Raw genomic sequence first — 24,169 nt, 5'->3', positions numbered from 1 at the left:
GTGGTGCTGTCCTTGGTCGTGGTGCCGGTCGACCCGGTCGCCTTCACCGCGGCTCCCCGCGCGGCCGCACCCGTACGCGGGGCGGTGCTGGGGGTGGACGTGGTGTCGTCGCTGCCCGACTTCTTGCGCGGCGGGATCGACGGCGGCTTCTGACTGCTGCTCACTCGTCGGCCTCCTCGGTGGTGTCGTCAGCGACCGGGGCGTCCGGCGCTGTGCTGATGCTGGTGGGGGCGGTCTCGTCCGTGGTCTCGGCGCCCAGGTCCTCGTCCACGGTACCGGCATCCTCCTCGACCTGACGCTCGCTGTTGCGCGCCACGGCGATGATCCGGTCGTTCTTGTCCGGCTTGGCGAAGATGACGCCCTGGGTGGTGCGGCCGGTGGCGTTGACCTCGCTGACGGCCGAGCGGACGATCTTGCCCCGCTCCATGATGACCATCACCTCGTCGTCGGTGTCGACCACCAGCGCGCCGACCAGGTCGCCGTTCGACTCCGGCAGGTTCGCGACCTTGATCCCGAGGCCGCCACGGCCCTGCTGGCGGTAGTTCTCCACCGTGAGGGCGGTCCGCTTGGCGATGCCGCCCTGGGTCACCGTGAACAGGAAGGCGTCCTCCCGCACGACGTCCATCGACAGCAGATCGTCGTCACCCCGGAACTTCATGCCGGTGACACCCGAGGTCGCACGACCCATCGGCCGCAGGGTGTCGTCGGAGGCGGTGAACCGCACCGACTGGCCCTTGCGGGACACCAGGATGAGGTCCTGGCCGGAGTCCACGATCCGGGCGGAGACCAGCTCGTCGGAGTCCCCGTCGGCGTCCTCGCGCAGGTTGATCGCGATCACGCCGCCGGTGCGGTTGGTGTCGTACTCGGTCAGACGGGTCTTCTTCACCAGACCGGAACGGGTGGCCAGCACCAGGTACTCCGCGGCGTCGTAGGTGCGGATGTCCAGCACCTGCGCGATCTTCTCGCCCGGCTGGAAGGCCAGCAGGTTCGCCACGTGCTGGCCCTTGGCATCCCGGCCGCCCTCGGGCAGCTCGTAGGCCTTGGCCCGGTACACCCGGCCGAAGTTCGTGAAGAACAGCAGCCAGTTGTGCGTGGTCGTCACCGAGAAGTGGTCGACGATGTCGTCCTCGCGCAGGGTCGCGCCGCGCACGCCCTTGCCTCCCCGCTTCTGCGCCCGGTAGGCGTCGGTGCGGGTGCGCTTGGCGTACCCGCTGCGGGTGATCGTGACGACGATGTCCTCCTCGGCGATCAGGTCCTCGACCGACACCTCGCCGTCGTAGGGCAGGATCGTGGTGCGGCGCTCGTCGCCGTAGCGGTCGACGATCTCGTCCAACTCGTCGCGGACGATGGACCGCTGCCGCTCGCTGGACTCCAGGATCGCCCGGTACTCGGTGATCTCGGCCTCGAGCTTGGCGTAGTCGTCCAGGATCTTCTGGCGCTCCAGCGCGGCCAGGCGGCGCAGCTGCAGGGTGAGGATGGCGTTTGCCTGGACCTCGTCGATGTCCAGCAGCGACATCAGGCCGGCCCGGGCCTCCTCGACGTCGGGGGAGCGGCGGATCAACGCGATGACCTCGTCCAGCGCGTCCAGCGCCTTGAGGTAGCCGCGGAAGATGTGGATGGCCTCCTCGGCCTTCCGCAGCCGGAAGCTGGTCCGGCGCTGGATGACGTCGATCTGGTGCGAGGTCCAGTGCCGGATGAAGGCGTCGACGCTCAGCGTGCGCGGCACCCCGTCGACCAGGGCGAGCATGTTCGCGCCGAAGGTCTCCTGCAGCTGGGTGTGCTTGTACAGGTTGTTCAGCACGACCTTGGCGACCGCGTCGCGCTTGAGCACGATCACCAGGCGCTGGCCGGTGCGACCCGAGGTCTCGTCCCGGATGTCGGCGATGCCCTGCACCCGGTTGTCCCGCACCAGGTCCGCGATCTTCTTGGCCAGGGTGTCCGGGTTGACCTGGTACGGCAGCTCGGTGACGACCAGGCAGATCCGGCCCTGGATCTCCTCGACCTCGACCACCGCGCGCATCGTGATCGAGCCACGGCCGGTGCGGTAGGCCTCCTCGATGCCCTTGTGCCCGAGGATGGTCGCACCGGTCGGGAAGTCCGGGCCCTTGATCCGGAGCAGCAGGGCCGCGAGCAGCTCCTCGTGGCTGGCCTCCGGGTGGTCCAGGTGCCAGCGGACGCCCTCGGCGACCTCGCGCAGGTTGTGCGGCGGGATGTTGGTCGCCATCCCGACCGCGATGCCGGCCGAGCCGTTGACCAGCAGGTTCGGGAAGCGCGACGGCAGGACCGCGGGCTCCTGGGTGCGGCCGTCGTAGTTGTCCTGGAAGTCGACGGTGTCCTCGTCGATGTCCCGGACCATCTCCATGGCGAGCGGGGCCATCTTGCACTCGGTGTACCGCGGCGCCGCGGCCGGGTCGTCACCGGGGGAGCCGAAGTTGCCTTGCCCGGCGACCAGCGGGTAGCGCAGCGACCAGTCCTGGACCAGGCGGACCAGGGCGTCGTAGATCGCGGTGTCGCCGTGCGGGTGGTACTTGCCCATCACGTCGCCGACGACGCGCGAGCACTTGGAGAACTGGCGGTCGGGTCGGTACCCGCCGTCGTACATGGCGTAGAGCACGCGACGGTGCACGGGCTTGAGCCCGTCACGCACCTCGGGCAGCGCGCGTCCCACGATGACGGCCATCGCGTAGTCCAGGTACGACTGCTGCATCTCCAGCTGGAGGTCGACCTGCTCGATGTTGCCGTGCTGGATGTTGTCGCCGGTCAGTTCGGTCACGAACTCAGTCCTTCGTCAGGTGCTGCGAGGCGGGGGAGGCTCAGATGTCCAGGAAGCGCACGTCGCGCGCGTTCTGCTGGATGAAGGTGCGGCGCGATTCGACGTCCTCGCCCATCAGGACCGAGAACACGCTGTCGACCGCGGCGGCCTCCTCGAGGGTGACCTGGAGCAGCGTGCGGTGCTCCGGGTCCATCGTGGTGTCCCACAGCTCCGAGTAGTCCATCTCACCCAGACCCTTGTAGCGCTGGATGCCGTTCTCCTTGGGGATCCGCTTGCCGTTCGCCTGGCCGTCGGCCAGCACGGCGTCCCGCTCGCGGTCCGAGTACACGTAATCGTGCGGCGAGTTCGACCACTTGATCCGGTACAGCGGCGGCTGGGCCATGTACACGTGCCCCTGCAGGATCAGCTCCGGCATGTAGCGGTAGAGCAGGGTGAGCAGCAGGGTCCGGATGTGCTGGCCGTCGACGTCGGCGTCGGCCATCAGCACGATCTTGTGGTACCGCAGCTTGCTCAGGTCGAAGTCCTCGGCGATGCCGGTGCCGAAGGCGGTGATGAGGGCCTGGACCTCCGCGTTGCCCAGCGCCTTGTCCAGGCGGGCCCGCTCGACGTTCAGGATCTTGCCGCGCAGCGGGAGGATCGCCTGGGTGCGCGGGTTGCGTCCCCGGACCGCCGAGCCGCCGGCCGAGTCGCCCTCGACGATGAAGATCTCGCACTCGGCGGCGTTGTTGGACTGGCAGTCCTTGAGCTTGCCGGGCATGGAGTTCGACTCCAGCAGGCCCTTGCGCCGGGTCGCCTCGCGCGCCTTGCGGGCCGCCATCCGGGCCTGGGACGCCTGGATGGCCTTGCGGATCACGTCGCGGGCCTCGTTCGGGTGCGAGTCCAGCCAGTCGCCGAGCTGCTCGTTCACCACCCGCTGCACGAAGGTCTTGGCCTCGGTGTTGCCCAGCTTGGTCTTGGTCTGGCCCTCGAACTGCGGCTCGCCGAGCTTGACCGAGATCACCGCGGTCAGTCCCTCGCGGATGTCGTCGCCGGTGAGGTTGTCGTCCTTCTCCTTGATGATGCCCTTGTCCCGCGCGTACCGGTTGACCAGGGAGGTCATCGCCGCACGGAAACCCTCCTCGTGGGTGCCGCCCTCGGTGGTCGCGATGGTGTTCGCGTAGGTGAAGACCGACTCGGAATAGGCGCTGGTCCACTGCATGGCGATCTCCAGCGAGATCTTCCGCTCGGTGTCCTCGGACTCGAAGTCGATCACCTCGGGGTGCACCAGGTCGACCTTCTTGGTCGAGTTCAGGTGCTTGACGTAGTCGACCAGACCGCCGTCGTACTTGTAGCTCACGGTGCGGGCACTGTGGCCCTCCTCGGCCGGGGTGTCGGCGCCGGTGACCTCGTCGTCGACGTCCTGTCCCTGCGGCCGCTCGTCGGTGAGGGTGATCCGCAGGCCCTTGTTCAGAAAGGCCATCTGCTGGAACCGGGACCGCAGCGTCTCGAAGTCGTAGACGGTGGTCTCGAAGATCTCCGGGTCGGCCCAGAACGTCTGGGTGGTGCCGGTGTCGTCGGTGGGCTCGCCCTGGCGGATGGTGCCCTGCGGGTGACCGCCGTCGGCGAAGTCCATCTCCCACGCGTGGCCGTCGCGCTTGACCTCGCTGTGCACGCGGCTGGACAGCGCGTTCACCACGGAGATGCCCACCCCGTGCAGACCACCGGACACCGCGTACCCGCTGCCGCCGAACTTGCCGCCCGCGTGCAGGATCGTCATGACGACCTCGAGGGTGGGCTTGCCCTCGGTGGGGTGCATCTCCACCGGGATGCCACGGCCGTTGTCCTCGACCCGGACGCCGCCGTCGGCCAGCAGGGTCACGCCGATGGTGTCGCAGTAGCCGGCGAGCGCCTCGTCGACCGAGTTGTCCACCACCTCGTAGACCAGGTGGTGCAGACCACGGGCGCCGGTGGAGCCGATGTACATGCCCGGACGCTTGCGCACCGCCTCGAGTCCCTCGAGGACGGTGATCGCGGAGGCGCCGTAGTCGCCGCCGTTCGGCTTGGGTGTCTGATCGGCCACGGTCGGTGGTGCTCCTCAGTCCTGCGCAGCCCGGGCTCTGCTGCCACGGGCATGACCTCCAGATTCTACCCTGCGAGCGTGTCGGAACGGTGGTCGACCCGCGCCAAATCGGCATCAGACGGCCCGCTGGCGGCTCGAAGGGTGCTCTCGCGTACCCCTCCCCTGGAAGGGGGGTCCGGGCTTCTCAGCCCCAGGTGTCCCGTGGACCGCGTCCCTTGACCGACCTCTTGCCGCGACCGAAGCCCGGCCCGGCCGGTCCGAGCACCCGCACCTCCGTGACCACACCCTGCCCGACGTCCTCCGCCATCCGGCCCACCAGCTGCGGCGCCAGCAGCTTCAACTGCTGGGCCCAGGCGGTGGAATCGGTGCGGACCAGCAGCACTCCGTCGGCGAAGGTCTCCGGGGTGCAGTGGTCGGCGATCTGGTCGCCCACCACGTCCCGCCAGCGCCCGATCACGCCGCCCACCGAGATCTCCGGCACCCACCCGCGGTCCCGGAACAGGGTGGACATCGTCGCGGAGACGGTCTGCGGGTCGCGCGGGTGCAGACCGGGACCCCCGCGCTCGGCCGCGCTCAGCGGGGAACGCCGGCTGGCGGTCTGACCGGGTCGGTAGCCCTTGGACCGGGCGACCGCCTTGAACCGGCCCAGTGCGAGCCGGGCCATCTGCGGCGCCGGGGTCAGGCCCTCGACCTGCTCGCAGACCGGGACCGTGGGGTCGACCGATCCGTCATCCGGCACGACTGACCTCGGCGGCGAGCACATCGAACCGCGCACCGGCGAGCTGCTCCGGCACGTCCCCGGGAACCGCCGCGGTGACGAACACCTGACGAGCGGGCGCGACCATGGTCGCCAGTCTCCGCCTGCGCTTGGCATCCAGCTCGGCGAACACGTCGTCGAGCATGAGCACCGGCTCGCCGTCCGGCCCGGAGTCCGCGACCCACAGATCGGCCTCGCCGTTCACCGTGCCGTCGACCGGGCCGTTGCTGAGCAGCTGATAGGACGCCAGTCGCAGAGCCAGGGCGAAGGACCACGACTCGCCGTGGCTGGCATAGCCCTTGGCGGGCAGTCCGCCGAGGGTGAGCACCAGGTCGTCGCGGTGCGGTCCGACCAGGCACAGACCGCGTTCCAGCTCCTTGCGCCGGACCCGGGCCAGCGCGGCCAGCACGTCGGCCTCGACCGCCTCGAACGGCCGGGGTCCGGGGTCGGGCTGCACCTCGTCGTCGATGCTGCTGCGGTAGGTCAGCTCCGCGGCACCCTGGTCGTCGCTGACCTCGCGATACGACTCGGCGACGTATGGGGTCAACGCCGCCACCACTGCATGCCGGGCGATGATCACCCGGGCCGCGAGCTCGGCGAGTTTGGCGTCCCAGACGTCCAGCGTGCTGAGGTCCAGGGTCGACCGGGAGCCGCGGAACCCGGCCGCGGACTTCAGCAGGGCGGTGCGCTGACGCACCACCCGGTCGTACTCGGAGAACACGCCGGCCAGTCGTGGCGTGATCTGCACGCACAACGCGTCGACGAACTTCCGCCGGCCGTCCGGATCGCCCTTGACCAGCGACAGGTCCTCCGGCGCGAACAGCACCGACCGCAACGCGCCCATCACGTCCCGGGCCCGCGACGGAGACCCGTTCAGCTTCACCCGGTTGTGCCGACCCGACCCGAGCTGGATGTCCAGGACCAGCGCACGCTCGGAGCCGTCGTCCTGTGCCCGGACGATCCTGGAGCGCACCACCGCCGCCGCCGCACCAGCTCGCACCAGCGGGGCGTCCGACGGCACCCGGTGACTGGTGAAGGTCGACACGTAGCCGATCGCCTCGACCAGATTCGTCTTCCCCTGCCCGTTCGGCCCGACGAAGGCGGTGATCCCCGGCTCGAAGGTCAGATCGACCTGGTGGTACGAGCGGAAGTCCGTCAGCGACAGGTGGGAGACGTACATCGGCCCCGGGTCAGTCCGCGGACGGCGCGGACTTCACCGCGTGGCCACCGAACTGCTGACGCAGCGCGGCGACCGCCTTCATGGCGGGGGACTGCTCCTGACGGGACTGGAAGCGGGCGAACAGCGCCGCGGTGATCACCGGCAGCGGCACGGCGGCGTCGATCGCCTCGTCCACGGTCCAGCGGCCCTCGCCCGAGTCGGCGACCCAGCCCTCGATCTCGTGCAGCTCCTTGTCCTCCTCGAGCGCCTTGACCAGGAGCTCGAGCAGCCAGGAACGGACGACCGTGCCGCGCTGCCAGGCCTTCACCGTGCCGGCGACGTCCTCGACGATGTCCTTGGCCTCGAGCAGCTCGTAGCCCTCGGCGTAGGCCTGCATCAGGCCGTACTCGATGCCGTTGTGCACCATCTTGGCGTAGTGGCCGGCACCGACCTTGCCCGCGTGCACGAAGCCCTCGTCCCGCGGACCCTCCGGCCGCAGCGCGTCGAAGATCGGCATCGCGCGCTCGACGTCCGCGGCGTCGCCGCCGACCATCAGGCCGTAGCCGTTCTCCAGGCCCCACACGCCGCCGGACACACCGACGTCCAGGTAGTGCACGTCCTTGGCGGCGAGCGAGTCCGCGTGCGTGCGGTCGTCGCCGAAGTAGGAGTTGCCGCCGTCGATCACCAGATCGCCGGGGGAGAGCAGACCGGAGAGCTCGTCGATCACCGCGTGGGTGACGTCACCGGCCGGGACCATCACCCAGATGATCCGCTCGCCGGCCGGCAGTGCCTGCACCAGCTCCGCGAGGGAGGCGACGTCGGAGACCTCCGGGTTGCGGTCGTAACCGGTGACCTCGATGTCCGCCCGACGCATGCGCTCCCGCATGTTCGCGCCCATCCTGCCCAGACCCACCAGGCCGATCCGCATCTCTCCACCTCTCTCGCCCGACAGCTCACGGGCCGACCCCGTGGCGGCGCTGTCCTGGTCATTGTCCTGCCGGGCCACCGGTGATGACGACCGGAGCAGCCGTCTCCCCGGTCACACCAGGGTCAGGAGGCGAACCGGATCGGCACCAGCAGGTACCGGTACTCCTTGAGGTCCTCGCCCTCCAGCGACTCCTGACCGGTGAACTCCACCGGCTTGTTCGGGTGCGTGAAGGCGAGCCGGACGAACGGGGTGTTGAGCGCGCCCAGGCCGTCCAGCAGGAACTGCGGGTTGAACGCGACGGCGATCTCACCGCCGACCAGGGTGGCCTCCAGCGCCTCGGACGCCTGCGCGTCGTCGCCCTGACCGGCGTCCAGCACGACCTGGCCCTCGGAGAAGGTGAGACGGATCGGGGTGTTCCGCTCGGCGACCAGGGCCACACGCTTGGCGGCGTCGGTGAGCAGCTGGGTGTTCACCACGGCGTGGATCGGCGACTCGTCCGGGAACAGCCGGCGGACCGGCGGGTAGTCCCCGTCGACCAGCAGGGAGGTGGTGTGCCGACCGCCGGCCTCGAAGCCGATCAGGTCGACGCCCTGGCCGGTCGAGAGGCCGACGTTGACCGAGCCGGAGGCGCCGAGCGACTTCGCGGCGTCGTTCAGGGTGCGGGCCCGGACCAGGGCGACCTCGGAGATCGACGGGTCGGCGGGCTTCCACACCAGCTCACGCAGCGCGAGGCGGTAGCGGTCGGTGGCCAGCAGGGTGACCTTCTCGCCCTGGATCTCGACCCGGACGCCGGTGAGCAACGGCAGGGTGTCGTCCCGGCTGGCGGCGACGGTGACCTGGGCGACCGCCTTGGTCAGGTCGTCGCCGTCCACGGTGCCGGACAGGCTGGGCATCACCGGCAGCTGCGGGTAGTCCTCGACCGGCATGGTGAGCAGGGTGAAGCGGCTGGCACCACAGGTCACGGAGACCTTGGTGCCGTCCAGCACGACGTCGACCGGCTTGGCCGGGAGCGCGCGGGAGATCTCGGCGAGCAGCCGGCCGGAGACCAGGACGCTGCCCGGCTCGGTGACCTCCGCGGGGATCTCGGACCGCGCCGACACCTCGTAGTCGAAGGAGGCCAGACGGAGCACACCGTCGGCCTCCGCCTCGATGCGGACACCGGCCAGGACCGGGACCGGCGGACGGGTGGGCAGGCTGCGAGCGATCCACGTGACGGCTTCAGCGAGGACGTCACGTTCGACGCGGAACTTCATGCCCCACCCTCTCGGTCGAGGGACCGGACTGGTCCCGAGCGTGTGATTCCTGGCCAGAGACTACGCGAGACGCCGCCGCTCGGGGTACCTGTGGACAGGGCCGGAGGGTCGAATTCCTTGGCCTGGAGCGATCGGGAGGCCCGGAGGGTGTGCGGATCGGCCCGGCAGGGCTTGGACGGTCTGTGGATCTTCTTCAAGAGGAATCTGTCGTCGTGGTCATCGCGTCTGTGGATCCTGTGGAGAACCGCCGTCAGTGCAGGTCAGCGGCGATTTCATGCTGTGGGTCCGTCCTGGGGACACAGCGGTGGACAACGTGGGGGTCCGTGGACAGCGCGGAGAGCGCGATTCTCCGTCCACCGACACGCCAGGATCCGTCCACACGAACGCTGCGCGTCGTCCACCGGTATCCACAGGTCAGTCCACAGGGTGTGGGCAATCGTCCTACCGCTGCTTCGATGTCTGGTTGAGCCTGAGAGAAAAAACGGCCGCCGACCCGGTGTGGTCGACGGCCGATCGTGCACGGCACGGTGGGCTCAGGAACGCGATTCCTGCTTGATCCGGTTGGTCAGCTCGGTGACCTGGTTGAAGATCGAGCGGCGCTCGGCCATCAGCTCGCGGATCTTGCGGTTCGCGTGCATCACGGTGGTGTGATCGCGGCCCCCGAACGCCTGGCCGATCTTCGGCAGGGACAGATCGGTGAGCTCGCGGCACAGGTACATTGCGATCTGCCGGGCCGTCACCAGCACCCGGGACCGGGACGACCCGCACAGATCCTCGATGCTCAGCCCGAAGTAGGCGGCGGTCTGCCCGATCACGGCGGTGGCGGTGATGTCCGCCTGGTCCTCGTCGGTGATCAGGTCCTTCAGCACGATCTCGGCCAGCGACATCTCCACCTGCTGGCGGTTCAGGTTCGCGAAGGCGGTGACCCGGATCAGCGCGCCTTCGAGCTCGCGGATGTTGGTGGAGATCTTCGACGCGATGTACTCCAGCACGTCGTCCGGCGCGGAGAGATTGTCGTTCGCGGACTTCTTGCGGAGGATCGCGATCCGGGTCTCGAGGTCCGGCGGCTGGACGTCGGTGATCAGACCCCACTCGAACCGGGACCGCATCCGGTCCTCGAACCCGTTCAGCTGCTTGGGCGGCAGGTCGGAGGTCAGCACGATCTGCTTGTTCGCGTTGTGCAGCGTGTTGAAGGTGTGGAAGAACTCCTCCATCGTCTGTTCCTTGCCCTGCAAGAACTGGATGTCGTCGATGAGGAGCACGTCGACCTCGCGGTAGCGGCGCTGGAACGCGCCGGCCTTGCCCTCGGAGATCGAGTTGATGAAGTCGTTGGTGAACTCCTCGGAGTTCACGTAGCGCACCCGGATCGACGGGTAGAGGTTCCGGGCGTAGTGCCCGATCGCGTGCAGCAGGTGGGTCTTGCCCAGGCCCGAGTCCCCGTAGATGAACAGGGGGTTGTAGGCCTTGGCCGGCGCCTCGGCCACCGCGACCGCGGCGGCGTGGGCGAATCGGTTGGACGAGCCGATCACGAACGTCTCGAACAGGTACTTGGGGTTCAGCCGGGCGGGCTCGGCACTGGGGGTCGGTCCCGCGGGCTGACGACGGTACGGCTGCTGGACCGCCTCCACCGGCTCGGGTTCGGGCGTTGGCTCGGGTTCCGGCTCCTGCTCGGCGGACGGTGTGGATCCGGTCGACGAGGTCAGGTGGTCGCCCTTGCCCGTCTCCAGCGCGGGATCGACCGTGATCGCGAAACGGCCCTCACGTCCGAGCGCCGAGCTCAGCGCCTCGGTGACCTCCGCGCGCACGCGGGTCTCCAGGTAGTCCTTCGTCAGGTCGTTGCCGACCGCCAGGAGCATCGTGCCGTCCAGCAGCCCGAGCGGAGCCGCGAGCCGCACGAAGGCGAGCTGCCGAGGGGTGATGTCCGGGCTGACCTCGAGCTGGGCGACGGTCGTCGCCCATACCTGGTGGAGCTGGTCGTCCTGGGATGGCACCTGAGTCCTCGTCGCTGTCGTGTCTGCTGAGCGGATCCTGACCGGGCACCGCGGTGGTCGAGTGTCGCATGCCGCACCGGTGTCCACAGAGTTGTCCACACCTGTGGGCGACGATGACGACGCGTGGTTCCGGGCCGATGGCGCGCGCTCCGGCGCGGTTGTCCACAGGTCTGGGAGGTTCTGTCCACGGTTGGGGATCGCGGTGTGAGAGGCGACGCTAGCCCTCCGGTGCGGTGGTGGGGAAGGGCCGAGGTCCCGGCTGTTCCCCGCGTGATCACGCGACCTGCGCGGATATCACGGTTTGACCCGTGCGCGCAGAGGACGTAGCGTTGACCAGCCTTCTGATGGCTCCTGCTGGCGCGCCCATACGCCGGTGCATTCGCGTACGCGGGGATCGGAGCAGTCGAGTCCAAGGCACCCGAACTTTGGCCGTGATCGCGGCCGATGCAGCGAAGTAACTGGAGACCATCGTGAGCAAGCGCACCTTCCAGCCGAACAACCGGCGCCGGGCGAAGACCCACGGCTTCCGTCTGCGGATGCGCACCCGTGCGGGTCGCGCCATCCTCGCGGCGCGCCGCCGTAAGGGCCGCTCCGAGCTGTCGGCCTGACACCACCGCTGCGGTGCTGCCCGCCGAGCACCGGATGCGCCAGTCCGCTCAGTTCGAGCGGACCGTTCGTTCCGGTGCACGCGCCGGGCGGAACACGCTCGTGGTGCACCTCGTGACGCGAACCGACCCCGGACCTGGTCCGGCGGTCGGTTTCGTCGTGTCCAAGGCGGTCGGCAACGCCGTGGTGCGCAACCGGGTCAAGCGGCGCCTGCGTGCGCTGATGGCCACCCGGATCGACGCGGTCGGGCCCAGGAGCGACCTGGTCATCCGGGCGCTCGGCCCCGCCGCGGACGCGGAGTACGCCGGACTCGGTGACGATCTGGACGGAGCACTGCGCACCGCCGGTCGTCGGCTCGCCGAGCGAGGCGCGCCGTGAACGCCGTGCTGCGCGCGCCCCGGCGGCTTCTCGTCCTGCTGGTGCGCGGCTACCAGCGATTCATCTCCCCGATGACGCCGCCGACCTGCCGGTTCTACCCGTCCTGCTCGTCCTACGCCGTGACCGCCATCGAGCGGCACGGGGTGTTCCGCGGCGGAGCGATGGCCGCCTGGCGGCTGCTGCGCTGCAACCCCTGGAACCCGGGCGGCGTCGACGACGTTCCTCCTGTCGGTCACCGACGACACTCGCACGACGCGGCCCCCGCCGCGCACTGATCCCTGGAGACGCCCTGTCATGAGCTGGTTCGACGGCTTGCTGTACCCGATCATGGTGGTGGTCGCCTGGATCATGTTCGCCTTCCACAAGGCGCTCGAGTTCCTGGGCCTGGACCCGGCGGGCGGTGTCGCGTGGGGGCTGTCGATCGTCGGCCTCGTGATCGTCATGCGGATCATCCTGATCCCGCTGTTCTTCCGGCAGATCAAGGCGCAGCGCGGGCTGCAGCTGGTCCAGCCGGAGATGCAGAAGATCCAGAAGAAGTACAAGGGGAAGACCGACCCCGCGTCCCGTGAGGCGATGAGCCGCGAGACGATGGAGCTGTACCGCAAGCACGGGACGAACCCCTTCGCGTCCTGCCTGCCGATCCTGGCGCAGTCGCCGATCTTCTTCGCCCTGTTCCGGGTGCTGAACTCGCTGCCGCAGATCGCCGCGGGAACCTACGGTCGCGACGCTGTCGGTCCGCTCACCGCCGAGGTCGCGGGTCAGGCGGAGCAGGCCACCATCTTCGGCGCTCCGCTGTCCGGCACCTTCATGCAGGCCGCGAACTTCGGCGACGGCTCGCAGGCCCTGCACATCCGGATCGTCACCGTCATCCTGATCATCGCGATGTCGGTCACCACGTTCACCACGCAGCGTCAGCTGACCATGAAGAACATGCCGCCGGCGGCCCTCGAGGGCCCGATGGCGCAGCAGCAGAAGATGCTGATGTACGTCTTCCCGCTGATCTTCGCCTTCTCGGGCGTGAACTTCCCGATCGGTGTCCTGATCTACTGGACCACCACGAACCTGTGGACGATGGGCCAGCAGTTCTACACGATCCGCCGGATGCCGGCCCCCGGCTCCCAGGCCGAGATCGCGCTCAAGGCGCGCAAGGCCAAGAAGGCCGCCGCCCGGGGCGAGGTGCTCACCGACGAGGGTGGGGTGCCCGGCATCGAGGAGGTCCGGCCGACCGGTGGGCAGCGGCAGCAGCCCGTCGGCAAGGCGCGCGCGAAGAAGAGGGCGCCGTCCGCTGTACCCGAGCTGCCGCCGGTGACCCCGAGCGCGACCACCCCGGAGACGCCCGCCGCCCCGGCATCGGCACCGAAGGGTTCCGGCACCAAGCCGAAGACGGCGACGCCGGCCCGGCCGGTGTCCGACGCGGAGGCGGACGAGTTCGACCCGAGTGCTGATTCGGGCTCGGCGGCGCCCGGTCAGGGTGCCTCGGGCTCCGGCAACGGCAAGAAGCGCAAGCGTTCCTGACCGGGGCGCACTCGCGGGCCGCCAGACCCGCTCACGAACCTCCGCGCCGGTGGGGCGCGACACGACACAGGAGTTGAGATGACCACACCGAGTGAGGCGCCCGACGTCAGCGCCGCCACCTCCCGGCTCGAGGAGGAAGGCGAGATCGCTGCCGACTACCTCGAGGAGCTGCTCGACATCGCGGACCTGGACGGTGACATCGACATCGACGTCGACAACGGCCGCGCCTCCGTGGAGATCGTGGCGGAGGAGGGCACCGAGCGTGCGCTCCGTCGGCTGGTCGGCAAGGACGGCGAGGTGCTCGACGCGCTGCAGGAGCTGACCCGGCTGACCGTCCAGGCGAAGACCGGCGACCGGTCCCGGCTCATGCTCGACGTCGCCGGTTACCGCGCCGAGCGGAAGGCGGAGCTGGTGTCGCTCGCCGAGGCCGCCATCGCTCGGGTGAAGGAGTCCGGGGCCGACGAGTCGCTGGAACCGATGAACCCGTTCGAGCGCAAGGTCGTGCACGACGCGGTCGCGGCGGCGGAGCTGAGCTCGGACTCCGAGGGTGTGGAGCCGGCTCGGTACGTGGTGATTCGCGCGAAGTGACGCCCCGGATGGGGTGAGGGGCGCCGAACGGCGTTCCGGTGGTTCTGACGAGAGGCCGTCCCGGAATCGGGGCGGCCTCTCGCGTCTTCTTGGACGCGCTGAGGATGCGCTCTGGAGAAGTGATCGCAGGTGCGATGAGTGGCAGGAAGCGGATGGTCAGATAGATAGCGCCACCACGCCACGGGGAGCGGAAGATGGGGTGAGCGTCGAGATGGTGGGTCGTGGGGGAGTGAGACGCGGCCGATCTACCCCGGGCGACCGTCTCGGAGCGTCGTGACATGTACCATCCGTCGATGGCGCGGGGGAGTGTGGTTGCACTGTCGCTGCTCGAGGTGAGACGGCGGCTGCGCGTGCGCGACCGTGGGCATGGCCGAGGGCGCGGGCGTGATGGCGCCGGGTGCGCGCGCTACGCCGACGTGGGCTGGACTCCGGGGGTACTTCGGCCGTGGTCGGTGGTGGTCAGGGTTGATCGAGTGCGAGGGCCGCTTCGTCGGTGGGGGCCTGAGACGACGAGGTGCGTCCGGTGGTCGATTGCTGAGAATCGGAGCCACGCGCCTCGCGTCTGGCACGGGGGCGGTCTCCGCAGCACGTGGCGGAACGATGGTCGCGCGGATGATGGCGGTCGGTGTGTCGGTGTGTCGGTGTGGCCGTGACAGTCTTGGACTGATGGCGGCCATGGCGGCCGTAGCGATCCTGGTGTTTCTGGTGGCTGTAGCGGTATGAGGACACGGGCGGGGCGACGCGTTTGAGGTGGTGCCGCTCCTCCACGCACACCGGGGACGTGACCCCTCGCGGTAGGCCGGCGGACCAGGGCGGCACATGGCGTCGTCGGCGGAATAGCTGCTCTGTGGGTGGATGAGACCAGGTCTCGGGGGCGAAGGGAGTCCCGGGCACGGCGCGATGCAGATTCCAGGGACCTCGATGGCTTGGTGACGACCGGCGCGGCCGGAGCTGGGAGGCTAGGTGAGGGCTCGGGTTGATGCATGTGGGCGAAGGTGCAGCAGGACAGGACGGGCCCTGCGCTGGGTCTCGGCGGGTTCAGTGGCTGTGCCGCCGGAACGGCCGCGCCCACCGGCCCTCTGGGCCCTCGCCGTAGGGATCTTCCGGTTGGTGGAGGCATATCGACCGGCGACCGCATGGCTGGCGGCGGCGTTTCACGTGGAACGCAGACGAATCACGCACAGTGTTCCAACTGACCTCAGCGCGCGGGTCGAGCACCGTTCCACGTGAAACGAGGCGCGTCTCGGTCTCATGACCCGGCGAATTCCGCAGGCACTGAGCTGAACGAGAACGGCTGATTCCGGCCTCGTGGGTGCTGCGGGGCCAGACGAGGTAGACGCGGACCGTGAGTACGGCGTCGCTCGGCAGATCGTCTGGAGATCCCTTGTCGACGCACCGACGATGACGGAGAGGTGCGGGGTGCGAGGTGACGGGGTGCGAGGTGACGGGGTGCGAAGTGACGGGGCGCCGGGGGCTGGAGCTGATTCGGGCGGGCGAGGCCATCGTGGTGAATGCGGTCGAGCCCGGGGCGCGGGTCCGGAAGCGCACCAGGCGATCGCGGCGCAGACGGTCTTCGTGAGGGCCGTGGCACCACAGTGTGGCGCCAAACATGCCGAAGGCGCCCGGCACAGGCGGTCGACCCGTCAACCGCCCCGGGTCGTTGGCTGCGTCCGAGGCGTAGGCGAGCGGCGGGGATGATGGAGTGCACACCCGTGGGTCGTCTCCAAAGCAGGCGCCGTTCCACGTGAAACAAGCGCCTACATCGGCGGTGACCGCATCCGGGTCGACACGACCTTGTGCCCGGCTGCGGCGGTGACCCCGATCGGTCCGATGGCCGGACCCGCGACGAGCCGATCCGCAGGACTGGGCCGGATCACGGGCTCGACGCCACTAGCACCGCCGACGACCCAAAGCAGGGAGCGAGGAGATCGCGCGGCTAGTCGGGTGAGCAGCGGTGCGGCGGGTTTCACGTGGAACCGAGAACGAGCGTCCCTCGGTCGAGCGACATCACGCCCGCTCGGGGGACTCACCTCGCCGATGCTGAGGCCTCGCGAGAGCAACCGCGACCGCTCGACCATCGAGCCACCCATCGCGACCCGTCGCGCGACAACGGCTCACGGCCCCTACTGACGCCGATAGGCCACTCATGGGGTCGACGCCGACGGCCGAAGGAGACCGTGGGCGTCCGCTGGGCGTCACCGCCGCGCGGTACGGTTGACCCCTGTCCGTGCGCGAGCCTGATCCGACGGGATCGTGACCGCGCGGGACCCGCCACGGCCACGAGAGCAGGAGTCATCTGTGCGTTCTGACCACACGCCGGGCACGTCGACGACCGACGGCAGCCGCGCAGTGGGGGACAGCGCCCGGGAGGCGGAGCTCAGCGATCCTCTGGACGGAGACCCTCGGCTTCCCGCCCTCTTCGGATCGGCGTGGGACGCGGTGCTGGGATTCCACGATCTGCTCGCTGACCAGGGCGTTCTTCGCGGTCTGGTCGGTCCCCGCGAGGTCGGCCGCCTGTGGGAACGCCATCTGTTGAACTCAGCGGCGGTGGTGCCCTTCCTGCCGACCACCGGGCAGATCGTGGACGTGGGATCCGGTGCCGGTCTGCCGGGAGTGGTGATCGCGGCGATGCGACCCGGGGCCGAGGTCGTGCTGTTGGAGCCGATGGAGCGACGCACCGACTGGCTGTCCGAGGTGGTGGACCAGTTGGGTCTGACCAACGCTCGGGTGCTGCGGGGACGTGCTGAGGACCAGATCGGGTCGTTGCGTGCGAACGCGGTGACCGCCCGAGCTGTCGCCGCGTTGGGCAAGTTGTACCCGTGGACGATGCCCCTGTTGGAGGTCGGCGGTGAGCTGGTCGCCCTGAAGGGCGGCCGCGCTGCCGAGGAAGTGACCTCCAGCGGCGAGGTCCTGGCCCGTTACGGCGGGGGAGCGGTGCGGATCGAGACCGCGGCCACGCTGGACGGTGTGGAACCGACCACGGTGGTCGTGGTGCGGAAGGACGCAGAGGGAACCGCGCAGCACCCCACCCCCGTTTCACGTGAAACGCCGAGCGCGCGCCGAGCGCGCCGTGGCACGAAGAAGGGATCACGTCGGTGACCTCCGACCCGAACTGGACGCCGAGCTCGTCCACAGAGGACGACCAGCGCCGAGCGGCGATCGTCGCGTCCCTGCCGCCGGCGGACCAGGACACTCCGTTGCTCGCCGAGCTCCGGGTGGACGCGAGCCGTCGGATCCAGCTCAGCGGGCGCGTCTTCCCGCGGCCGGACCGCACCCGCGTGATGACGATCGCCAATCAGAAGGGCGGCGTCGGCAAGACCACCACGACGGTCAACCTCGCGGCGGCGCTCGCCAAGGGCGGGCTGAACGTCCTGGTGATCGACAACGATCCGCAGGGCAACGCCTCGACCGCGTTGGGTATCGACCACCGGGCCGGCGTGCCCTCGGTCTACGACATCCTGGTCGACGGTGCGCCGATGGAGGGGACCGTCGCCCCGGCCGCCGGGGTGGACAACCTGTGGTGCGTGCCCGCGACGATCGACCTCTCCGGCGCCGAGATCGAGCTGGTGTCGATGGTGGCCCGCGAGACCCGCCTCCGGAACGCGCTGCACGCCTATCTGCAGCAGCGGGTGGAGCGCGGCGAGGCCCGGATCGACTACGTGCTGGTGGACTGCCCGCCGAGCCTGGGGCTGCTCACGGTGAACGCCTTCGTGGTCGCCGACGAGGTGCTGATCCCGATCCAGTGCGAGTACTACGCACTGGAGGGCCTGAGCCAGCTGCTGAAGTCGATCGAGCTGATCCAGGCGCACCTGAACCCCGGCCTGCACGTGTCGACCATCCTGTTGACGATGTACGACGGACGGACGAACCTCGCCCAGCAGGTCGCCCAGGAGGTCAGGGACCACTTCCCGTCGAAGACGCTGGACGCGACCATCCCTCGATCGGTGCGAGTGTCCGAGGCGCCGTCCTACGGACAGACCGTGATGACCTACGATCCGTCGTCGAGCGGTGCCTTGGCCTATCTGGAAGCAGCACGTGAACTCGCCGACCGGGGTGTCTCCGGCACGGCGCAGAAGGAGGGCGAGTGAGCGAGAAGCGACGCGGTCTGGGCCGAGGGCTCGGTGCGCTGATTCCCACCGCGGACATCCGGCCGGACGGATCGGCCCGCCCGGTGGACGTGTTCTTTCCGGATCGGTCCGGCGAGCGGGCGGACGGGACGAGTCCGGCCTCCGACGCGGACGACACGACCGAGACCACGCCTGTGGCCGGCAAAACGGATGTTTCCGCAGGTCAGGGACTTGTCCCGGTGCCGGGCGCGAGTTTCGCCGCGCTACCGGTGACCGCGATCCGGCCGAATCCGCAGCAGCCGCGCACCGTGTTCGACGAGGACGCGCTGGCCGAGCTGGTCGGGTCGATCCAGGAGGTCGGCGTCCTGCAGCCGGTCGTCGTGCGCCCGGTCGCGGACGGCTACGAGCTGATCATGGGCGAACGGCGCTGGCGTGCGACCCAGGAGGCCGGTCTGGACACGATCCCGGCGATCATCCGGGAGACCGAGGAGGGTGACCTGCTCCGGGACGCCCTGCTGGAGAACCTGCACCGCGCACAGCTGAACCCGCTGGAGGAGGCGGCCGCCTACCAGCAGCTGCTGGACGACTTCGGGTGCACGCACGAGGAGCTGGCCGCGCGGATCCATCGGTCGCGGCCGCAGATCTCGAACACGCTGCGCCTGCTCCGGCTGCCGCCCCTGGTGCAGCGACGCGTCGCCGCGGGCGTGCTGTCGGCGGGACACGCCCGGGCACTGCTCGGACTGAACGACGGTGCGGCGATCGAGCGACTGGCGCAGCGGATCGTCGCCGAGGGACTGTCGGTGCGCGCGGTGGAGGAGATCGTCGCGCTGGGCGCCGAGGACGGCGCGGCGCGGCGCAAGCGCGCACCGCGTGCCGGCATCCGGAACGAGGCGCTGGACGACCTGGCAGGACGGCTGTCCGACCGGTTCGAGACCCGGGTGAAGGTCGACCTGGGCAAGAACCGCGGCAAGCTCACGGTGGAGTTCGCCTCGGTGCAGGACCTCAACCGGATCCTGGCCAGCCTGGCGCCGGACGACCCCGGCATCTTCAAGGCGTGAACCGAGGCGAAGGGCCCCGCCGATCGGTGGGGCCCTTCGCGTTCGGGCGATGATCAGTCCTGGGCGAGCGCGCCCTCGACGATCGTGCGGTACAGCGTGGGCAGGTCGTGCCCACCGGCCTCGGCCGCCTGCGGGAACAGCGACGTCTCGGTCATCCCGGGAGCCACGTTCACCTCGAGGAACCACGGTCGACCGTCGTCGTCGATGATCAGGTCGGTGCGGGACAGGTGGCGCAGGCCCAGAGCCTGGTGCGCGGCCACGGCGACGTCGGCGGCGCGGGAGGCGAGCTCCGTCGACAACCGGGCGGGGGAGAAGTACTCGGTGCGTCCCGGGTTGTAGCGGGCGTCGTAGTCGTAGGGGCCGTCGGTGACGACCTCGACGGCGGGCAGCGCGACCGGTCGGCCGTCCAGCTCGACGACGCTGACGGCGACCTCGGTGCCCTGCACGGCACGCTCGATCAGCGCGGTGTCCGAGTAGGCGAAGCAGGCCACCATCGCGCGGGGCAGGTCCTCCGCCGCGTGCACCAGTGTGACGCCCAGGGCCGAGCCGCCACGGGACGGCTTGACCACCAGCGGCAGCCCGAGCTTGTCCACGACCGCGTCCAGGATCCGGTTCGCGCCCAGCTCGCGGAACAGCGACTGCGGCAGGGTGACGAACTCCGGGGTCGCCAGACCGGCACGGGTCACGGACGTCTTGGCGATCGGCTTGGACCAGGCGATCCGGCTGGCACGCGGTCCGGTGCCGACGCTGCGCAGGGTGAGGAGTTCCAGGACGTCGCGGACCGATCCGTCCTCACCGGAGGCGCCGTGCAGCAGCGGCCACACCAGATCGGGACGGGTCTCGGAGAGCGCCGGCACCAGGTCGGCGTCGACGTCGTGCACGGTGACGTCGACCCCGGCGGTGCGCAGGGCGTCCGCGACCCGCCGACCGGAGCGGATCGACACGTCCCGCTCGTGGGACAGCCCCCCGGCGAGGACGACGACGCGCGGGCTGACGGGGAGTGCGGGGGGCACGGGAATCCTCCGGGGGTGATGGGCCGAGGTCGTGATCAGCCTAGACACTCGGGCGTCGACGGGGGGCCGCCGAACGAGGGGTCCGGCGGCGGCGCGACCGGCGGTGACCGGCCGCGCCGCCGCCGGTCAGGCCAGGTCCGGGCCGGGCGCCTGCACGCTGTCGCCGGGGACGCCGCCACCGGTGCCGAACAACGACACCAGCTCGCTCTCGCCCTGGACGACGCCGGCCAGCCGCCGGACGCCCTCCCGGATACGCTCCGGCGTCGGGTAGCAGAACGACAGCCGCACGTGGTCGGTGCCCTGCCCGTTGAAGTAGAACGCGGTGCCCGGCACGTAGGCGACGCGGGCGGTCACGGCGCGCGGCAGCATGGCCTTGGCGTCGAGCCCGTCGGGGAGCTTGACCCAGGTGTAGAAGCCACCGTCCGGGACGGTCCAGGTGGCGTCCGGGAGGTGCTCCGACAGGGCGCCGATCATCGCGTCGCGGCGTTCGCGGTACAGCTCACGGAACTGCTTGATCTGCCCGCGCCAGTCGAAGGTCGACAGGTAGGCGCTGATCGCGAGCTGCGAGGCGTTGGACGGGCAGAGGATCGCCGACTCGCTGGCCAGCACCAACTTCTCCCGGATGGCGTGCGGGGCGACCGCCCAGCCGACCCGGTATCCCGGTGCGAAGGTCTTGGAGAACGAACCGAGGTAGATCACGCCCTCGTCGTCCATCGACCGCATGGCCGGCAGCGGGTCGCCCTCGAAGCCGAGCAGGCCGTACGGGTTGTCCTCCAGCACCAGGACGTCGTACCGGGCGCAGATCTCCAGGATCCGGGGACGTCGCTCCAGGGAGAGGGTGACACCGGCCGGGTTGTGGAAGTTCGGCACGGTGTAGAGGAACTTGACCCGGCGGCCTTGACGGGCGAGGTCGGCGAGGGTGGCCTCCAGCGCCTCGGGGATCAGCCCGTCGGCGTCCAGCGGGGTGTGCACCACGTCGGCCTGGTAGGCGCGGAAAACGCCCAGCGCGCCGACGTAGGACGGTGCCTCCGCGACGACGACGTCCCCGGGGTTGATGAACAACCGGGTGACCAGGTCGAGCGCCTGCTGGGAGCCGGTGGTGACGACCACGTCGTCCGGATGGGCCTGGATGCCCTCCAGCCGCATCACCTCGAGGATCTGCTCGCGCAGGCCCTCGTCGCCCTGTCCGGAGCCGTACTGCAACGCCACGGCGCCGCGGGTGGCGACCACGCGTTGGGTCAGCTCGGACAGCACGTCCATCGGCAGCACGTCCAGGCAGGGCATGCCCCCCGCGAGGGACACCACCTCCGGGCGGTTGGCGACGGCGAACAGGGCGCGGATCTCGGAGGCGCGCATCCCGTGGGTGCGGTCGGCGTAGGAGCCGATCCACCGGTCGAGTCGCGTGCCGCTGGCGGCTGAGGTCGGGAGGGGGCCCGACGTCAACTCGTCGGGCCGCGATTCTGCGGTCATTCCCCGAGTGTGGCACGCCGTGTCCAGCACCTGCCCGGGCGTCCACGATCGGCGCGCCGGACGTTCACCGAACGCGCGGGACAGGTCCGTCAGAGCGTGGCGGCCTCCACCAGCGCGGCATCGAACTCGTCGACGTACTCCAGCTTGGTCCGTGCCCCGGGGATCGTGCGCAGCAGTTCGCCGGAATGGAAGACGTACAGCGTCGGGATCGACACGATGCCGTAGCGCCGCACCAGCTCCGGCTCCGCCTCGGTGTCGACGGCGACGATGCGCAGGCGACCCTCGTAGCGGGTCGCGAGTTCCGCCAGGACGGGTCGCACCGCCCGGCACGGCGCGCACCAGTCCGCGCCGAAGTCGACGGCCACCGGCAGCTCGGAGCCGAGCACCTCCTGGTCGAAGGTGGACTCCGAGACCGCCGGCAACGTCACGGTCAGCCCTCGGCGACGGCGCCGGCGACCTCGGCCCGCTCGGCGTCGCGCCCGGTCACGTCGCCCAGGTCGTCGACCGCCGCGGGGATCTGGTCGGGGGAGGCCGGGTCGGCGTCGGCGAGAGCGGCCAGGTAGTGCTGGGCGTCCAGCGCCGCGGAGCAGCCGGAGCCCGCCGCGGTGATCGCCTGGCGGTAGGTGTGGTCGACCGCGTCGCCGCAGGCGAAGACGCCGGGCAGGTTGGTGCGGGTCGAGCGGCCCTCGACCAGGATGTAGCCGTTCTCGTCCAGGTCGACCTGACCGTGCAGCAGCTCGGTGCGCGGCACGTGGCCGATCGCGACGAAGACGCCGGTCGCGCCGACCTCGCGCTCGGCGCCGGTGACGGTGTCGCGCAGCGTCACGCTGCTGACCTTGTCCTCACCGTGGATCGCGGCGACCTCGGAGTTCCAGGCGAAGCTGATCTTCGGGTCGTTCTTGGCCCGGTCGGCCATGATCTTCGAGGCCCGCAGCTCGTCGCGGCGGTGCACGATCGTCACCGACTTGCCGAACCGGGTGAGGAAGGTCGCCTCCTCGACCGCGGAGTCGCCGCCGCCGATCACCAGGATGTCCTGGTCACGGAAGAAGAACCCGTCGCAGGTCGCGCACCAGGACACGCCCCGGCCGGACAGCCGCGTCTCGTCGTCCAGGCCGAGCTGGCGGTAGGCGGAGCCGGTGGCCAGGATGACCGCGCGGGCCTGCACCACCTCGCCACCGGCGGTGGTCACGGTCTTGACCGGACCGTCGAGCTGCACCTCGGTGGCGTCGTCCCACACCACCTCGGCGCCGAACTTCTCGGCCTGCGCCTGCATGGCCTCCATCAGCTCCGGGCCCATGATGCCGGTCGGGAAGCCGGGGAAGTTCTCCACCTCGGTGGTGTTCATCAGCGCGCCGCCGGCGGTCACCGAACCGGCGATCACCAGCGGGGCCAGACCCGCACGGGCGGCGTACACCGCGGCGGTGTAGCCGGCCGGGCCGGAGCCGACGATGACGATGTCGCGGATGGGGGTCTCGGTCACGGGACTACCTCTCGAGGGGCGTGCTGGGACGACGTGGGGAGAACAGTGCGTGTGCGTGCGATGTTCCCCGACTCAACCGACGGTGAGCTCGGAGATCTCGATCCGGTTCTTGCCGTCCGGGGTCTGCGCCAGCGAGGTGAACCAGAGCACGATGTTCTGCGTCTCGGTCGGCTGGCTCAGGGTCAGCACGGTGGTGCCGTTCAACGGCCCCGAGGCCAGGACGTCGCCCGCGGTGGGGTTGGTGGCGTCGGTGGCGCGGACCTCGACGTTGCCCCCGGAGCCGTTCACCTGCAGAGTCACGGTGGAGACCGTCGCCGGTTCCGTCAGCGTGATCGCGATGCCGACCGCGTTCTTGAATCCGGCGAAATCCGGCCGGTTGTACGTGTGGGTGTACCAGGCGGTGTTCGGGTCGCCGTCCCAGATCCGCGGGATCAGCTCCTCCTTCTCACCGTCGGCGTCGGAAGGATCGATGGTGGTCACCCCCGCGATCACCGGGGCGACGGCCGGGGCGGGCGCCTCCTCCGCGGGTGCGGCGGGCTCTTCGGTCGGCGTCGCCGTGGTCTGCGTGGTCGCAGCCGGGGCGGCGTCGGTGTCGCCGTCTCCCTGTCCCCAGGGGCGGGTGACGTTGCCGATCGCGATCACCAGGACGACAACGATGCCCACCCCGACCAGGCCGAGCACCCAGCGCGTGGGGTCGAACTGGTTCCGGGGCTGGCGGGCGGGACGTGCCTCGGGGTCGAAGGGCAGCCCCCATTCGGGTGTGCCGCCGCCCCCGGTGCCGGAGCCCGCTCCACCTGAGGCTCCGGAGGTGGTCTGCGGGCCCCTCGGGGCGGGTGCGCTCGCCCCCGGCGACGTGGGTGTGCCGGCTCCGCTCGCCGCCGAACCGGTCGCGGCCGCCCCCGAGGTCGGGGACTGCCGGGCCGGGGCGCCCGAGGTGGACTGCCGGGCGGGGCTGCGCGGCGGGATGGCCGGGGGCGGCGTCCCGGGCCGGCGGGTCCCGGCACCCTCGCCGGAGGCGAAGGAGGCGCGCACCGACTGGCGTGCCGGAGTCGAACCCGCGGGCGCGGCCGGGGC

20 protein-coding genes and 1 pseudogene are annotated in these 24,169 nt (G+C 70.3%); 9 read left to right on the top strand and 12 right to left on the bottom strand.

What is annotated here, in order from left to right; translation table 11 throughout:
• Positions 1 to 160: 160 nt before the first annotated feature.
• The 7 genes from gyrA to dnaA all read right to left on the bottom strand — a co-directional run bounded on the left by gyrA (position 161) and on the right by dnaA (position 10,920).
• Positions 161 to 2,773, bottom strand: coding sequence for a DNA gyrase subunit A (gyrA, locus tag OGL89_RS14005; protein WP_263120771.1), 2,613 nt, complete (start codon positions 2,771 to 2,773; stop codon positions 161 to 163).
• A 40-nt stretch (positions 2,774 to 2,813) separates the two neighbouring features.
• The gene (gene gyrB, locus OGL89_RS14000; protein WP_263120770.1) at positions 2,814 to 4,832 is read right to left on the bottom strand and encodes a DNA topoisomerase (ATP-hydrolyzing) subunit B; all 2,019 of its coding nucleotides are present in this window, start codon (positions 4,830 to 4,832) and stop codon (positions 2,814 to 2,816) included.
• A gap of 184 nt (positions 4,833 to 5,016) precedes the next feature.
• Entirely contained in the window at positions 5,017 to 5,571 is a 555-nt protein-coding gene (locus OGL89_RS13995) for a DciA family protein (RefSeq protein WP_263120769.1), read from the bottom strand.
• Positions 5,561 to 6,769, bottom strand: a complete 1,209-nt coding sequence (recF, locus tag OGL89_RS13990) for a DNA replication/repair protein RecF (RefSeq protein WP_263120768.1) — start codon at positions 6,767 to 6,769, stop codon at positions 5,561 to 5,563. The genes OGL89_RS13995 and recF overlap by 11 nt, the downstream gene beginning before the upstream one ends.
• A gap of 10 nt (positions 6,770 to 6,779) precedes the next feature.
• Complete coding sequence (gnd, locus tag OGL89_RS13985; RefSeq protein ID WP_263120767.1) at positions 6,780 to 7,754, bottom strand: phosphogluconate dehydrogenase (NAD(+)-dependent, decarboxylating); 975 nt, start codon at positions 7,752 to 7,754, stop codon at positions 6,780 to 6,782.
• 44 nt (positions 7,755 to 7,798) lie between these two features.
• On the bottom strand, positions 7,799 to 8,929 hold the full coding sequence (gene dnaN, locus OGL89_RS13980; RefSeq protein WP_263120766.1) for a DNA polymerase III subunit beta: 1,131 nt from the start codon (positions 8,927 to 8,929) through the stop codon (positions 7,799 to 7,801).
• A 533-nt stretch (positions 8,930 to 9,462) separates the two neighbouring features.
• Positions 9,463 to 10,920, bottom strand: coding sequence for a chromosomal replication initiator protein DnaA (gene dnaA / locus OGL89_RS13975; protein ID WP_263120765.1), 1,458 nt, complete (start codon positions 10,918 to 10,920; stop codon positions 9,463 to 9,465).
• Positions 10,921 to 11,390: 470 nt separating this feature from the next.
• Between dnaA and rpmH the strand changes: the two genes are divergently transcribed.
• The 8 genes from rpmH to OGL89_RS13935 all read left to right on the top strand — a co-directional run bounded on the left by rpmH (position 11,391) and on the right by OGL89_RS13935 (position 19,132).
• Positions 11,391 to 11,528: a 50S ribosomal protein L34 gene (rpmH, locus tag OGL89_RS13970; RefSeq protein ID WP_013885212.1), complete on the top strand. Its 138-nt coding sequence runs from the start codon at positions 11,391 to 11,393 to the stop codon at positions 11,526 to 11,528.
• Entirely contained in the window at positions 11,467 to 11,904 is a 438-nt protein-coding gene (gene rnpA / locus OGL89_RS13965) for a ribonuclease P protein component (RefSeq protein WP_346770718.1), read from the top strand. Before rpmH ends, rnpA begins: the two co-directional genes overlap by 62 nt.
• Positions 11,901 to 12,179 carry a membrane protein insertion efficiency factor YidD gene (gene yidD / locus OGL89_RS13960; protein ID WP_263120763.1) on the top strand — a complete coding sequence of 93 codons (279 nt, stop codon included), beginning with the start codon at positions 11,901 to 11,903 and terminating at the stop codon, positions 12,177 to 12,179. Before rnpA ends, yidD begins: the two co-directional genes overlap by 4 nt.
• 19 nt (positions 12,180 to 12,198) lie before the next feature.
• Positions 12,199 to 13,419, top strand: coding sequence for a membrane protein insertase YidC (gene yidC, locus OGL89_RS13955; RefSeq protein WP_263120762.1), 1,221 nt, complete (start codon positions 12,199 to 12,201; stop codon positions 13,417 to 13,419).
• Between the two features lie 78 nt (positions 13,420 to 13,497).
• A complete protein-coding gene (locus tag OGL89_RS13950; protein ID WP_263120761.1) occupies positions 13,498 to 14,007 on the top strand; it encodes a R3H domain-containing nucleic acid-binding protein in 510 nt (169 codons plus the stop codon).
• Positions 14,008 to 16,305: 2,298 nt separating this feature from the next.
• Positions 16,306 to 17,106, top strand: a complete 801-nt coding sequence (rsmG, locus tag OGL89_RS13945; RefSeq protein ID WP_263120760.1) for a 16S rRNA (guanine(527)-N(7))-methyltransferase RsmG — start codon at positions 16,306 to 16,308, stop codon at positions 17,104 to 17,106.
• Between the two features lie 59 nt (positions 17,107 to 17,165).
• Positions 17,166 to 18,095 (top strand): ParA family protein, encoded by a 930-nt coding sequence (locus OGL89_RS13940; protein WP_346770719.1) that lies wholly within the window; start codon positions 17,166 to 17,168, stop codon positions 18,093 to 18,095.
• Entirely contained in the window at positions 18,092 to 19,132 is a 1,041-nt protein-coding gene (locus OGL89_RS13935) for a ParB/RepB/Spo0J family partition protein (protein ID WP_263120759.1), read from the top strand. The genes OGL89_RS13940 and OGL89_RS13935 overlap by 4 nt, the downstream gene beginning before the upstream one ends.
• A gap of 53 nt (positions 19,133 to 19,185) precedes the next feature.
• On the opposite strand, the gene OGL89_RS13930 is transcribed toward OGL89_RS13935, so the two are convergent.
• The 5 genes from OGL89_RS13930 to OGL89_RS13910 all read right to left on the bottom strand — a co-directional run bounded on the left by OGL89_RS13930 (position 19,186) and on the right by OGL89_RS13910 (position 23,758).
• Positions 19,186 to 20,145, bottom strand: coding sequence for a D-alanine--D-alanine ligase (locus OGL89_RS13930; protein WP_263120758.1), 960 nt, complete (start codon positions 20,143 to 20,145; stop codon positions 19,186 to 19,188).
• Positions 20,146 to 20,271: 126 nt separating this feature from the next.
• A complete protein-coding gene (locus OGL89_RS13925) occupies positions 20,272 to 21,615 on the bottom strand; it encodes a PLP-dependent aminotransferase family protein (protein ID WP_263120757.1) in 1,344 nt (447 codons plus the stop codon).
• Between the two features lie 89 nt (positions 21,616 to 21,704).
• Positions 21,705 to 22,043: a thioredoxin domain-containing protein gene (locus OGL89_RS13920; RefSeq protein WP_346770717.1), complete on the bottom strand. Its 339-nt coding sequence runs from the start codon at positions 22,041 to 22,043 to the stop codon at positions 21,705 to 21,707.
• Between the two features lie 2 nt (positions 22,044 to 22,045).
• A complete protein-coding gene (trxB, locus tag OGL89_RS13915) occupies positions 22,046 to 23,095 on the bottom strand; it encodes a thioredoxin-disulfide reductase (protein WP_263120756.1) in 1,050 nt (349 codons plus the stop codon).
• A 72-nt stretch (positions 23,096 to 23,167) separates the two neighbouring features.
• Positions 23,168 to 23,758, bottom strand: a complete 591-nt coding sequence (locus OGL89_RS13910) for a hypothetical protein (RefSeq protein ID WP_263120755.1) — start codon at positions 23,756 to 23,758, stop codon at positions 23,168 to 23,170.
• A gap of 145 nt (positions 23,759 to 23,903) precedes the next feature.
• Here OGL89_RS13910 and OGL89_RS13905 point away from each other — a divergent pair.
• Positions 23,904 to 24,169 (top strand): annotated as a pseudogene (locus OGL89_RS13905) (hypothetical protein); the annotation flags it as partial.

This window comes from Cellulomonas sp. RIT-PI-Y, assembly GCF_025642745.1.
Lineage (GTDB): Bacteria > Actinomycetota > Actinomycetes > Actinomycetales > Cellulomonadaceae > Cellulomonas.
This window is presented reverse-complemented; position numbering and strand designations above follow the sequence as displayed.